Origin of the sequence: Legionella taurinensis, from assembly GCF_900452865.1 — a bacterium.
In the GTDB taxonomy this organism is placed as follows: Bacteria; Pseudomonadota; Gammaproteobacteria; order Legionellales; family Legionellaceae; genus Legionella_C; species Legionella_C taurinensis.
On sequence record NZ_UGOZ01000001.1, the window covers coordinates 707,886 to 720,846 of the forward strand.

Consider the following 12,961-nt stretch of genomic DNA (forward strand, 5'->3'; position numbering starts at 1 on the left):
CTCAAAATATATCAGTGGGTGATATTTCCTCTGATAAAGTGTAGGAAACATCATCATGGGTAGCAATTTCAATATTTACTACTGTACCAGGAAATGGGTGTAGCAATTGACTTGCCCTATATGAGCTATTTTCTCTACAAAAATACCCATTTTCTGAGACTATCTGTATTCTACCACCATTTAAATCAATAAATTCGCATAACAGTTTGAGTCCCAGTCCCCCAGGAATTTCGCCTTTTTTTGTAGTATTACTACCTCTCGTAGCCCAAACAATTGCCTCATCAGCCTGCAAATTAATACCTATGCTTTCTTTAATATTCGTGCGAATCCCTATACCTAGATCGGAAATAGAAAAATTTAAGCTATTACGTTTTGGGAAAAATTGACCACAGGTGAAAATCCCTAGTTTCGTTTTTGAGTGGAGCACCGAATACTAAATATTTCAAAAATACTTTCTTTGAATTTCTTTTTCAGTCCAATAGACATCTTAGGTACTTCGTCTCGGTCAATAAATTCACTTTCTACATATTCTGCAAATGAACGCCCATCTTTAACGTCAAAATGACGATATTTTATCGTGGTTTTCCAGCTATCAACGATGCTTTTTTTACCATAATGGCTAAGAAATCTATTCTTCAACAAAATGCTTTCTACCTGTGGCTGTAAATTAACTAAGTCGACATTATTGAGGTTACTTGTCACATGATAGAGTATGGCTCCAAATGATGAGCACATATCTGCATCAAGCCAGGCTGTGGTGCTCATGTCAATTTGAATGGTTTCAAAAGTATACTCTTTTGCTTTAGCATATAAATTGGTAAGTTCTTCAAAACCAGATTTATCATGTCTAATATCTGAGAGGAGAATTTTGGGCAACTGTATCCTCACTTCTAATAATGGGCTTGCCATAGATTAAACAAAATATATCCTCATTATAAGTTAATTCTAAGATTCAAGGTAATTTCTAGTCATTTGATGGTTCTATAATGGTTTTTAAGTTATTGCGTCAATGGAAGTGGCAGTGAGATTAACCCGCATCAACAGATACTAGCAAAGTTTAATCTATTAAAAGTATTTGAATTGTACAAAAAACAATCTATACTTAATTGATGGGTTAAATTCAATAACCGTTTAAATTCGTGTATAATAAGGCTGTCTGTAAGGAAACCGACAGACAGTTCATTAACCCTGTTATGGTTTTGATAACTGGAGGAAGTACCCTATGAGTCAACAACTGCAATTGGCATCGTTAAATTTGCCTATAGGCAGTATTGATGCGTACATTTATCGGGTCAATCAGATTCCGATGCTTTCTGCTGAAGAAGAATTGAACTATGCTGAAAAATACCATAGCGAAGGCGACATTGAGAGCGCCCGTCAGCTCGTGCTGGCACATTTACGCTATGTCGTTCGGGTAGCCCGAGGCTATCTGGGTTACGGTTTACCCTTAAACGACTTAATTCAGGAAGGTAATATTGGCTTAATGAAAGCCGTCAAGCGGTTTGACCCCAAAATGGGAGTCCGTTTGGTTTCGTTTGCCGTTCACTGGATTAAAGCGGAAATCCATGAATACGTGTTGCGTAACTGGCGCATCGTGAAAATCGCGACCACCAAAGCACAACGCAAGCTGTTCTTTAATTTAAGACAAATGAAAAAACGCCTCGGCTGGTTTAACAGCGAGGAAATTGATGCGGTGGCCAATGATCTGGGTGTCAGCCGCGAAGACGTGGTGATGATGGAACAGCGCTTGAATGCCATGGATGCGTCTTATGACGCTTCAGCCAATGACGAGGACGATGAGGCGTTTAAAGCCCCCGTGCATTATCTGCATGACAGCAGTAATGATCCGGCTCTGCTGATTGAACAGGAGCGCAGCGGGGTTCAGGGACGCGATCAGTTATTCCAAGCGCTCGACTGCCTGGATGAGCGCAGCCAGGACATTCTACAGCAACGCTGGTTAGCCGATGACAAAGTCACCCTGCATGATCTCGCTGATAAATACGGCGTTTCCGCTGAACGCGTGCGTCAGCTGGAAAAAAATGCCATGAAAAAACTGCGTCAATACATGGAAGAAGTGTCTGCCTAAGCCTTATGCCCGCCAGGGCATAAGCGATTCAGCTTCAGCGCGTTATACTGCCAATATCAACATGTTCATGTTATCAGGCTGTTCCTGCCTTTACAGGAACAGCCAAATCAGTTTACAAAGCTCTCTTTCTCCGAACTTCTAATTCAAATGCTGCAAGAGTCTTTTGCGCGTCGCCTCATCAACGAAGGCGGTTTCAAGGGCCATGCGTGTAAAATGAAGCATGTCGTTATCCGAGTAATGGAAGGTCTGCTGTACACGCTCGTACTCATTGGCCAGGTTGGTATTAAAAAAGGGCGGATCATCGGAATTGATGCTTAACATCAATCCGGCATCCTTAAGACGGCGTATGGGGTGATTGGGGATATCCTTAAAGAGGCCAAGCCGCACATTGCTGGATGGGCAGATTTCAAGCGCAATCTGGTTGTCTTTGAGGCGTGCGATGGTTTCAGGCGAATGAATGCTCTGCACGCCATGGCCAATGCGTTTAATCGGCAAATAATCCATGGCCTCATTCATGCCATCCGCCGAGGCAAATTCTCCGGCATGCACCGTGGCCTGAAGGCCGCCATCGACTGCAATCTGATAAGCTTCGGCAAAGCGTTTGGGAGGATAGTTGACTTCATCACCGCCGAGGCCAAAACCCACGATGCAGGGTAAATCTTCCTTAATGCCTTGTTTTGCCACCTTTACCGCGGCTTCTTCGCCGAAATGACGCACCGCCGTGATAATGATACGCCCGACAATGCCGTGTTGATGTTCGGCATCGTCAATGGCTTGCTGAATGGCTTTCAGGTGTTCACTCGATGGAATGCCGCTGACCATTTCCGCGTGATCGGGCGAATACATCATTTCGGTATAAATGCCGCCGCCTAAGGCACTGTCTTTGAGGTATTCAAAGGTTACATCATAGTAATCCTGAGGAGAGGCAATAAGGGCGGCAATCTGATCATAGGCTTTTAAAAAATCCATGAAATCGCCGTAGTTGTAACTGGTGCCATTGGCATTAATGAGGCCGGCTGGCAATTGCAGCTGATTGCGGTTGGCCAGCTTTTGCGCCAATTGCGGGCTGATGGTTCCTTCCAGATGAACATGCAACTCGGCTTTTTTAATGGTCATACGGATAATCCCTGAGTTAATGTATAATCAATGGTAACTTACCATAAAAACCGCTAAAATGGTTCGCTAAATTTTGTAGGATTCATTATGAACAAACATGACCTTGATAAAGCCTATGTCAGCCCAATAGACAAATTTTTGTATCAATTTGACGCCGATCATGAAAAATCAGCATCGCAATTGAAAGAAATCAGGAAATACGAGCGCCTCAATGCCCTGCGTGATAATCCCGATTTGCCTGAAGTAGAAAGCGAAATCTGGCGTGATTTTTAGAGACAGTCCGTTTGTTCAGTGACTTGTGAGGGGCATTAACCAATCATCAAGTGCAACAGCTTGTAAGCCATGATGGTCAGCAATGACGCCGCCGGCAGAGTCAGTACCCAGGACATAAAAATATTACGAATCACAATTAAATTCAACGCGCCAATACCGCGTGCCAACCCCACCCCTAAGACGGCGCCCACCAGCGTCTGAGTTGCGGAGACCGGGATTCCCGTGCTGGTTGCGACAACCACGGTTGTCGCGGCAGCCAAAGTCGCAGCGAATGCGCGGCTGGGTGTTAAGGCGGTAATGGAACTGCCTACCGTTTCGATGACGCGGCGCCCATACATGAGAAATCCGGTTACGACGCCAAAACAACCCAGAAAAATAATCCAGGCCGGGTAATTGGTCGCTGCAAACGAATTATCCGGATGCATGACCAGGCTATGGACAATAGTCAGCGGCCCGACAGCCAGGGCCACGTCATTGGAGCCGTGGGCAAAGACCATGGCGCAAGCGGTTAAGGCCATGAGCACGGCAAAATACTTTTCCACCTGAATGAAGCGTTCCCGGCGGCGAATTCGCGGCATTTCAGGGATGCGTTTAATGAAAAGAACCCCAATGATGGTGATGGTGATGCTGGTCGCCAGGGTAACTGCCAAATCCTGCTTTAAATTCAAATGGATATCAAAATGATTTAAGCCTTTAAAGACGGTAATGAACGACAGAACCGATCCGACTAAAAACAGGTAAATGGGAATGTAAAGCTTGGCTTTCTCCAACGGGTCAGATTTGACAAAAATGGTTTGCTGAATGCTGATAAACAGGGTATACGCGGTAATACCGGCAATCAGCGGCGACGTAACCCAGCCAATGGCAATATGGTAAACCTGGCTCCATTGAATGGCTTCAGGGCCGAGTACCACGGCACCGAATCCTACCATGGAACCCACCAGGGCATTGGTAATCGATACGGGTACGCCAAGATAGCTGGCCAGATTCATCCATACGGTACAGGCCAGTAAGACGCCCAGCATGCCTTCAATGAGTATTAAGGGCTGGCTGGATAACTCGCTGCTGGTAATGATGCCGTCACGCATGGTTTCAGTCACGCCGCTGCCGCCCAGAAAAGCGCCGGCGAACTCAAACACAATGGCAATGAACATGGCCTGGCGGACAGTAACCGCTTTGGAACCCATGGTTGTACTCATGACGTTGGCGAGATCATTGGCGCCCACGCCCCAATTCATTAAAAAACAAAGCGCAAGCGCAGCAAATAACAGATAAATAGAATAATCCATAGACAAAATTACCGGGCAATTAAAATCTGTAAACGGCCGCCGACTGTTTGAGCATAATCTGCCAAGTCACCAATCCATTGAACCAGCTTGTAGAGAAAAATAATCTCGAGCGCGGGCAGTTCTTTTTCCAACTCAAAAATGCGGTGACGGATGTCAGCAAGCTTTTCGTCGCTGTCGTGTTCAATTTCATCGAGGGTGACAATCATTTCCTCAACAATTTTGACTTCGCTGCCGCGAAAACCGCTTTCCAGCAATTCATCAAGTTCATTGATGGCTTTGCAGGCTTGTTTGGCGGCATCAAGGCATCGCTCCAGAAAAGGCATGAAGACTGAAGAAAGGGCTTCAGGAATCACCATTTGCCGGCTGACGATGAGCCCGGCAATGTCCTCAGTGCGGTTGGCAATACGATCCTGGGCACTGAGGAGTTCAAGAAGATCGGTACGGGACACAGGAAGAAAAAGGCCAGTGGGTAAATGCAGACGCAGGTCGCGCTTGATTAAATCGGCTTCTTTTTCAATTTGGGAAATTTTCTCTTTGATGGCTGCAGCGGCAGGCCAGTCCAGTTTGAGTACCGCCTCAAAAAAAGGATGCAGCTGCTTGGCACAATGATAGGTTTTTCGCATGTGCTGTTCGATAGGCCGGATTGGAGAAGGCCCAAACATATTAAATATGCTACCCATAGTCATTATGCACGCTGGAAGAGTTGGGCTGATTATAGCGAAACTTTTGTAAGAACTAAACCATTACTGCAAAATTCGCGCGATTCGGGCATTTGTCCTGCTACACTAATAATATCTCACAGGAGTGGGCATCATGAAAAAATGGTATCTGTTGTTCTCACTGGTTGTCGGCAGCGTTTTTGCAGAGCCAATGATAACCAAGGTGATTGAGCTGCATTATCAGAATGCCGCCGAGGTGATTCCATTGATTAAACCGCTCTTGAAAGCGGGGGAGCAGGTTACGGGTACAAGACAAACCTTAATTGTCAAGGTGTCGCCCGATACCCTGACGACGCTTCGCGTGATACTTCATAAACTCGATACACCGCCCGTGGTGTTTGAAATTACCGTTTTTCAGGGTGACCCTGATTGGTTATCCACTCAGGACGGCCAAACCATGACCATCAGTACCCCTTCCCAAATCAACCAGCGTCGCCGCCAATCCATTACCGTGATGAACGGTGAATCAGCCTTTGTCAGTACGGGTGAAAATCAGCCGGTGATTCGTTCAGTGGGTCTGGGATTATGGACAGGCGTCAGTTTCGATCGCCGGCTGGTGCAAAGCGGCTTGCTTATTGAACCGATTCTGCAGGGCAATCGAGTGAAAATAGTAATCAAACGGGTTCGGGAGCAGACCAGTAACATGAGTAATCAGGTGTTTCATGAACAGAAAGTGGAAACGACCATGCTGATTCCCCTTGATCAATGGGTCGCTCTGGCCAGTGCGCAGGGTAGTGCCCCGGCGGAGCCGGGAACGGAAGTCATTCGCGCAGGAACACCTTTTGCGCAAAATTCAACGCTCTACATCAAGGTTAAGATCCTCTCGAAGAAAAGTTCGGGGATTAACAAGGAATAGGCGGGGGCAATTTGATTTCACTAACCACCGAAAAGTATTGCCGAATGTTGTTTTTCCTAAGCCTACTGGTGTTAACGGCAACTTATTTATTAAAGGATCGATTACCCGAGCCGGGTTATTATGATATGACCACGCTGTCGCCGCCCCTGCAGGAACCAACCAGCCAGAAAGCGTTTACTCTAAGCGTGAATCATCAGCATTATGTTATTCGTCCGCAGTATGAATACCAATTGAACGGGGTGGTGGTGTCGTATAACAATTCGGATGGTTTTGGGGATATCTGGCATCATAAGCGCTGGCAGGATTTTATTAATCTTCGCGATCTTTGCGTGGTGTGGGGCGACAATGTCCGTACCGGGGTTTATAAAAAAGTGCAGTTCAACAGCGACAGCTGGACGTGCTGGGTGTCCTGGTCAGACCGTCAGACCGGAGAACTGTTTAAAGGCAATGCTTTGTCTAACAATCATTTGCTTACGGACAATCTGGCCATTAAAAGAGCATTGATGCAGGCTGAAGTTGGCGATCAGATTCGTCTGCGCGGCGTGCTGGCTGAGTATGCCAATCAGGACACCCGCTTTAAACGTGGAACCAGCGTCAGCCGCGATGATACCGGTAATGGGGCCTGTGAAACCATCTATTTATCGCAGTTTACCATTGTAAAAAAAGCCAATCCGGGACTAAGAGCGCTGTACACGGCGGCCTTGTGGAGTACGATAGTGAGCTTTATTGCCTGGGTTGTGATGATTTTTATTGCTCCTTATAAGAAATATCAACGTAGATAACACGTTTTTCAGTCTGTTAACTTGACAAGAGAAACCAATGGCAAAACAATGATCCTCCTAATGAGCAGACAGCAAGAGGATGATGATGCAAATTGCCAGTATTTCAGGGCGTGAAATTCTTGATTCACGGGGAAATCCCACCGTTGAAGCCGATGTTTATCTTGAAAATGGGCTCATGGGCCGAGCCTGTGTTCCCTCTGGCGCGTCTACAGGCAGCCGTGAAGCCTGCGAATTACGGGATGGCGAGCCCAATCGTTATCTGGGCAAAGGCGTGCGGCGTGCGGTTGGTCATATTAATCAGGAAATAAACCAGGCCTTAAAAGGCATGTCAGTGGATAGACAGGAAGCCATTGATCAGCAACTCTGCCAACTCGATGGCACGGAAAATAAGTCACGCCTCGGCGCCAATGCCATTTTAGCGGTGTCTTTGGCGTGCGCCCGCGCCTATGCCCAGGCCAGACAGCAGCCATTGTTTGTCGCCTTAAACCAAGGTGAAATGATGACCATGCCGGTCCCCATGATGAATGTACTCAATGGCGGAGCCCATGCCGACAATAACGTTGACATTCAGGAGTTCATGATTATGCCGGTGGGTGCGCCTGATTTTACGACGGCGTTGCAGATGGGCACGGAAACCTTCCATGTATTGAAATCGGTCCTCAAAAAGCTGGGTTTAAACACGGCCGTTGGCGATGAGGGCGGTTTTGCACCCGATTTAAAATCAAATCGTCAGGCACTGGATGTGTTATCGCAGGCTGTGGAAACGGCTGGATTCAAGTTAGGCCGTGACATGGTGTTTGCCCTCGATGTCGCTGCGTCCGAACTTTACACCAATGAAGTGTATCATCTCGCCTCGGATCATAAGCAACTGGATAGTGATGGATTGATTGCTTATTACCAGGAGTTGGTGGATAGCTACCCCATTGTCAGTATCGAAGACGGTCTTGATGAAAGCGATTGGGCAGGGTGGCAGCGTCTAACTGCTGCATTGGGCGAGAAAATCCAATTGGTTGGCGATGATTTGTTCGTAACAAACCCAGCCATCCTGCAGCAGGGGATTAATCAGAAACTGGCCAATGCCATTTTAATCAAACTCAATCAAATCGGCACTTTAACTGAGACGCGTGAGGCAATTCGTTTGGCGCAGGCGAACCAGTATCGCTGCATTATGTCGCATCGCTCCGGCGAAACGGAAGATGCATTTATTGCTGATTTGGCTGTCGCCACGGGGTGCGGCCAAATTAAAACCGGTTCCCTATGCCGCACGGATCGAGTGGCGAAGTACAACCAGTTATTAAGAATTGATGAGTTGGCAAAATTACCCTATGCCGGAAAAACGGCCTTGGCCAGGGGCTAAGAGAGGGTTTGGTATTCTGGCTGCCAGAATTAACCGGCAGCCAAACTCAGGGAAAAAATTAAAAATCAAAAGCTTAGGTAAAAGGATCGGATAAGCCCATCGAAAAGGTACAAATTCTCGCCAAACGGTCACTTGCGCGTGTATAATGAAGAAAACAATTCTTTCTGGCTAATCCATGCGATCCATTGTGGTCATTTTGATACTGGCACTCATCGGCCTGCAATACAAATTGTGGCTAGGCGATGGCAGTGTTTTACAGTGGCGACAACTTGAGCAAAAAATAGTCGAACAGCAAAAAGAAAATAAAAAAGTGGCTGCTCGCAATCGCGCCATTGAAGCCGACATCCTCGAGCTCAAAAGTGGTGAGCAGGCCCTGGAAGAGCAGGCCCGGTATGAACTGGGCATGATTAAAAATGACGAAGTGTATTATCAGTTTGTAGAGTAATTCGTCCTGGGGCGACCATCTAAGCATTGTTATGCTGGATTGGGGACAGCGCCATGTGGCGTATTTTATCTCCCCCCCCTCTGTGACCGGGCACACCGAGGGAGGCTTATCCCGTCATTCCCCAAGATCTGATGTTGCTTTTTTTAATTCGCGTTTCAGTTGCCTGCGAAATTTCTGATAATCCACTTCCAGCGCATGACGTACACTGGTCTTGAAACGGGAGCGGGACGCTTTGATTTCCCGGCTGATTTTAGTACTCAAATCCGCGGGACGGGGCAAGGTACCGGCGATGATTTTGGCCGCAATTTTGGCCTGGTAGTCCGCCAGAGGCCAGATGCATCCCTGTGGCTGAAACAAGCCAATAAAATACAGATTATCCCAGGTGGCATGCATCATCTTGCGGTAAAGCGGAATGTGGGTCAGCTGGCTGTAATCAAGAAACGCTTTGTCAAAAAAAGGGAAACTGATTTGGTAGCCTGTGGCAAAAATGATCACATCAAACTCATCCTGACGGCCATCCACAAAATGCACAGTGTTGCCTTCAAAACGGGCAATGCCCGGCTTCGGAAAAATTTTGCCGTGACGAATAAAATAAAGCAATTCAGAATTGATGGTGGGATGAATGGCCAAGGGCCTGCAATGCGGCTTTTGTAATTTGTATTTCGGGTAGCGGCCCTGCAGGATGCGGATAATACCCGCAGCCAGAAGCTGTTTGGGCCAATCGGGTATCCAGCGGATTTTGTTAAAGGCGATGTCCGTCGGTTTGCCAAAAATGAATTTCGGAAAAATATGCTGACCCCGGCGCATGCTGATGCAGGTTTTGGGGGACAGACGTGAGATTTCTACGGCAATATCGCAGGCGGAATTGCCGCCGCCGACAACCAGAACCCGCTTGTCTTTAAAGGGTGCTGCTTTTTTATAATGATGGGCATGGAGGATCTCGCCGCTAAACTGTCCGGGGTATTCCGGCATGCGCGGATCCCAATGGTGACCATTGGCAATCAGCAAGTAATCAAACTCGCGCTCATGTAATCCGTCCTGATTGCGATAAATGACCTGCCATTTTTTATCCTGTCGCAACTGTATTTTTTCAACGGTGGTATTGAAGGCGATGTATTCACCAATCCCAAAATGCTCGGCATATTTTTCAAAATAGGTCAGAATTTGCTGATGGGAGGGGTATTCCGGGTATCCCGGCAGCATGGGGAAGTCTTCGAATTGTGAAAGGTATTTGGAACTGATGATGTGCGTGGTTTCATAGACGCTGGAATGCTGGTTGTTTTCATCAAACACCCAGTTGCCTCCGAGACGTGCGTTTTTTTCAAAAACCTGAAAATTGGTTAACCCCTGCTCGAGTAAATTTTTAGCCGTTGTGATACCGCTTGGGCCTGCGCCCACCACACAAATACTGGGTGAATCATTACCTGGTTTCATAAAAATACTTATTTCAATTTAAAATGTTAGTGCTGTCGAGTCTTTTGAGACTTGTGCATGACAGCCAGAATATTATTCAGCATGAGCTGTTGAATCTCTTTGTTTTTCTCAATGGTGAAATGGTTAACGCCGACGTTTTTTAAGGTGGTGACGTCGATGTTATCCACCTGGGTATACCGAGGATCGGCAGCCTTGACGCGAAGGCCACTAAACATGGGAACAAAAGACGGCTTGTAAAGATTAATCACATGCTTGACGTTGGGCGGTACGGCTAAAGGCGATACGGCATCGACGGTAATCAACAAAGCGACCGGAATATTGGCGGCATTTAAGATACGGGCTACTTTAATCTGGTCATTGGCGCCCAGGGAGTGGCCGACTAGGATAACCGGGGGATGTAAATGGCCGGCGCGGTATTGCTGCACGATGCTTCTGCCTAATTCACTGGATCGAAACCAAACCGTACTTTCCGTTTTAATGTGATGTTTTTTTTCAAGAGTAGCCTGCAGTTGATTCATGCCGGTGCTGAAGATGCCTCCCAGACCGCCCCGCATGACATACACTCTCGCCGCCTGGTTGCTCTCATTGGATTTCCCTGCAATGGTGCTCCGGGTAGTCGCCAGATCCAGACACCCGGCCAACGACAGTGTTGCTAAAAGCAACCCGACAGAAAAAATCGCATGCCTGTTTTTTTTCCGATTATTCCTGTTCATCTCAATTGTCATAGTGCAAAGAATAAGTTGATTTTACCTAAATTCATAACGAGATAAAACCTAAATCAGGCTTCGGCAAGAGGCTGTCTGCGCTCAAATAAAATCAAAGGAAATAACAATTCGCCAATTAAATGCGCAGATGTCGCCTTTCCTTAAGGTTTACGTAATGTTCAGGCAATAAAATAACCGCTTCGTTAAATGCCGTCTTAGTCCTTTAAAGCAAAGGCTCTGGCGCAGGGAGGTACTATGCAGACTAAATCAGAAGAAACGAGAGATGATCAACATTTTATCGGCGTGTTTATTAAAGACACCAAAGAAGGTCCTGGCCATGCCTCTGTTTGTACCGTGAAAAAAAAAGCGGATGGCGAAACCAAAGTCACGCACACCAGCATTTATCCTGGCCCGGTGGGTTCTTTGATTAACGGCATGCTTTTTGGCTCTGTTCCGGTGCGGGCTATGTTGGCGACAACGCATGAACAGGATTTGGATGAATCGGATCATGTGCTGTTGAAGTCCGTGGATGAAACAGCCTATAAAGAAGCCAAAGCCACCCAACAGCAGATTGAACATCGTGCTTCCAATGGGCATACGATGTATGGTGTATTTGGTCGATTCAATCCCCTTGCCACCATGACTTCCAGACTGTTTGAAGCGCATAAAAGTGCTCATAAAACCATCAGACGCTACCAGGAGCATTTAGGCGTGCATCCCCCGGAGGACATGTGCGGTATAGTTGTTTACCCGAATCATTCCCATGTTGTCGAACCCGTCGAGGTTCATAATTGCACTTCCACCGTGGGAGAAGTGTTGCGTGGCGCTGGTGTGGAAGTACCTGAGACTTTAGTGCCTTCTTTTTATACACCGAGGTTGGAAAATACTGGTTTTACCCGCATGGACAAGAAGGAGTTTACCGGCCGGTTCTTCGACAGCCAGACGTCAACCGCTGAGACGCCTTCGAGTTTCCCAGGCGCACCCACGCCTTTCTCCTCCAGCCTGTAATGATTGGCTATTCACCCGTTCGCAGACGGGTGAATAGCCTGGCTCTCAGTTTAATTTAGCGCCTGAATGCTGAAGCGCATCCGCGAGGCTGTCAGGCGTAATTCCCCAGGGTTTATTCGTTTGAATGCTGGCTCCCCCGGCATTTAAAACATCAGCCACCAGTGTGCTGCAATTGGTTACCTTAGACGGCGGGGCAGGCAATTGCCGCTGTTTCACCATCTGCAAATGAATATCGATGGGATCATAAGCAATGAAATGAGGCGTGTCCTGAAAAAATCGGGCTACATCAACCCGGGGCAGTAATTGGTAACGCATGCGACCTTCAGCAATGTCTGCTTTGAGCTGCTGAAGCCGTTGATGCATGGCGTTGGTATCAAGATGATCAATTTCGAATGTCAAATCCGGTTGTTTGGGCATTCTCTCTTCCTGTGTGAAAAACGGGGGTGTATCCATGTCGTTTGTAACCATTTTTTGATCGGCGCTGGCTTCCAATAGCATATCCTGCGTCAATGATTCCGCCATATCGGCTTTAAGCGGCAGGACAGCCAGTGGGCCCATGGAGGGAAGGTTTTGGGGGTGGATGCTGCCATAATCGCCTTCATCACCGGCATTGAGTTTAGGTTCTGAACCGCCAATTTGAATCGCGGCATGTCCTGGCCCATTTAAGGTTTTAAGCCATATGTAAACATAGGAATTCTGCTGCTTTTTTGATGGAGGCTGTGTCGGCGGTACGTCGGTGGAAGCGGCATTACCGTTTGGCGGATAGTCTTGTTTATCTGCGATTTTTTTTTCTAATGGTTGGGCGATTGATTTGTCATGAACAGTACCAAGCGTGCCGTGTCTCTTTTTGGTGCCAGAAAAATAGGTGGTAAGCCATTCAAACATGAGGATT

The 12,961-nt window shown here is 47.1% G+C and carries 15 protein-coding genes; 7 read left to right on the top strand and 8 right to left on the bottom strand.

Annotation, left to right across the window (positions count from 1 at the left end; genetic code table 11):
- Position 1 precedes the first annotated feature (1 nt).
- Together DYE45_RS14565 and DYE45_RS03365 are read right to left on the bottom strand one after the other, a co-directional pair.
- On the bottom strand, positions 2-427 hold the full coding sequence (locus tag DYE45_RS14565; RefSeq protein ID WP_133138196.1) for a histidine kinase: 426 nt from the start codon (positions 425-427) through the stop codon (positions 2-4).
- On the bottom strand, positions 403-909 hold the full coding sequence (locus DYE45_RS03365; protein ID WP_115300462.1) for a hypothetical protein: 507 nt from the start codon (positions 907-909) through the stop codon (positions 403-405). Before DYE45_RS03365 ends, DYE45_RS14565 begins: the two co-directional genes overlap by 25 nt.
- A gap of 313 nt (positions 910-1,222) precedes the next feature.
- Here DYE45_RS03365 and rpoH point away from each other — a divergent pair, with 313 nt between their 5' ends.
- Positions 1,223-2,086, top strand: a complete 864-nt coding sequence (rpoH, locus tag DYE45_RS03370) for an RNA polymerase sigma factor RpoH (protein ID WP_058530425.1) — start codon at positions 1,223-1,225, stop codon at positions 2,084-2,086.
- A 138-nt stretch (positions 2,087-2,224) separates the two neighbouring features.
- Here rpoH and DYE45_RS03375 read toward each other — a convergent pair whose 3' ends face one another.
- Positions 2,225-3,202 (bottom strand): adenosine deaminase, encoded by a 978-nt coding sequence (locus tag DYE45_RS03375; RefSeq protein WP_115300463.1) that lies wholly within the window; start codon positions 3,200-3,202, stop codon positions 2,225-2,227.
- Positions 3,203-3,289: 87 nt separating this feature from the next.
- On the opposite strand from DYE45_RS03375, the gene DYE45_RS03380 reads away from it, so the two are divergent.
- A complete protein-coding gene (locus DYE45_RS03380; RefSeq protein ID WP_108294663.1) occupies positions 3,290-3,475 on the top strand; it encodes a CBU_0585 family protein in 186 nt (61 codons plus the stop codon).
- A 35-nt stretch (positions 3,476-3,510) separates the two neighbouring features.
- Here DYE45_RS03380 and DYE45_RS03385 read toward each other — a convergent pair whose 3' ends face one another.
- Together DYE45_RS03385 and DYE45_RS03390 are read right to left on the bottom strand one after the other, a co-directional pair.
- A complete protein-coding gene (locus DYE45_RS03385) occupies positions 3,511-4,764 on the bottom strand; it encodes an inorganic phosphate transporter (RefSeq protein ID WP_108294665.1) in 1,254 nt (417 codons plus the stop codon).
- Positions 4,765-4,772: 8 nt separating this feature from the next.
- On the bottom strand, positions 4,773-5,444 hold the full coding sequence (locus DYE45_RS03390) for a TIGR00153 family protein (protein WP_058530421.1): 672 nt from the start codon (positions 5,442-5,444) through the stop codon (positions 4,773-4,775).
- A 133-nt stretch (positions 5,445-5,577) separates the two neighbouring features.
- Between DYE45_RS03390 and DYE45_RS03395 the strand changes: the two genes are divergently transcribed.
- The 4 genes from DYE45_RS03395 to ftsB all read left to right on the top strand — a co-directional run bounded on the left by DYE45_RS03395 (position 5,578) and on the right by ftsB (position 8,923).
- The gene (locus DYE45_RS03395; protein WP_108294667.1) at positions 5,578-6,339 is read left to right on the top strand and encodes a type II/III secretion system protein; all 762 of its coding nucleotides are present in this window, start codon (positions 5,578-5,580) and stop codon (positions 6,337-6,339) included.
- 11 nt (positions 6,340-6,350) lie between these two features.
- Positions 6,351-7,121, top strand: coding sequence for a hypothetical protein (locus tag DYE45_RS03400; protein WP_207393868.1), 771 nt, complete (start codon positions 6,351-6,353; stop codon positions 7,119-7,121).
- A 79-nt stretch (positions 7,122-7,200) separates the two neighbouring features.
- Entirely contained in the window at positions 7,201-8,478 is a 1,278-nt protein-coding gene (gene eno, locus DYE45_RS03405; RefSeq protein WP_425319870.1) for a phosphopyruvate hydratase, read from the top strand.
- A gap of 175 nt (positions 8,479-8,653) precedes the next feature.
- Positions 8,654-8,923, top strand: a complete 270-nt coding sequence (gene ftsB, locus DYE45_RS03410; RefSeq protein ID WP_108294671.1) for a cell division protein FtsB — start codon at positions 8,654-8,656, stop codon at positions 8,921-8,923.
- Between the two features lie 114 nt (positions 8,924-9,037).
- Here the strand turns inward: ftsB and DYE45_RS03415 are convergent, their stop codons facing one another.
- Both DYE45_RS03415 and DYE45_RS03420 read right to left on the bottom strand, forming a co-directional pair.
- Positions 9,038-10,357, bottom strand: a complete 1,320-nt coding sequence (locus DYE45_RS03415) for a flavin-containing monooxygenase (RefSeq protein ID WP_108294673.1) — start codon at positions 10,355-10,357, stop codon at positions 9,038-9,040.
- A gap of 26 nt (positions 10,358-10,383) precedes the next feature.
- Positions 10,384-11,070 carry a hypothetical protein gene (locus DYE45_RS03420; RefSeq protein ID WP_108294675.1) on the bottom strand — a complete coding sequence of 229 codons (687 nt, stop codon included), beginning with the start codon at positions 11,068-11,070 and terminating at the stop codon, positions 10,384-10,386.
- Positions 11,071-11,316: 246 nt separating this feature from the next.
- On the opposite strand from DYE45_RS03420, the gene DYE45_RS03425 reads away from it, so the two are divergent.
- Complete coding sequence (locus DYE45_RS03425) at positions 11,317-12,069, top strand: hypothetical protein (protein WP_115300464.1); 753 nt, start codon at positions 11,317-11,319, stop codon at positions 12,067-12,069.
- A gap of 45 nt (positions 12,070-12,114) precedes the next feature.
- Here the strand turns inward: DYE45_RS03425 and DYE45_RS03430 are convergent, their stop codons facing one another.
- Positions 12,115-12,954, bottom strand: coding sequence for a hypothetical protein (locus DYE45_RS03430; protein WP_115300465.1), 840 nt, complete (start codon positions 12,952-12,954; stop codon positions 12,115-12,117).
- Positions 12,955-12,961 lie beyond the last annotated feature (7 nt).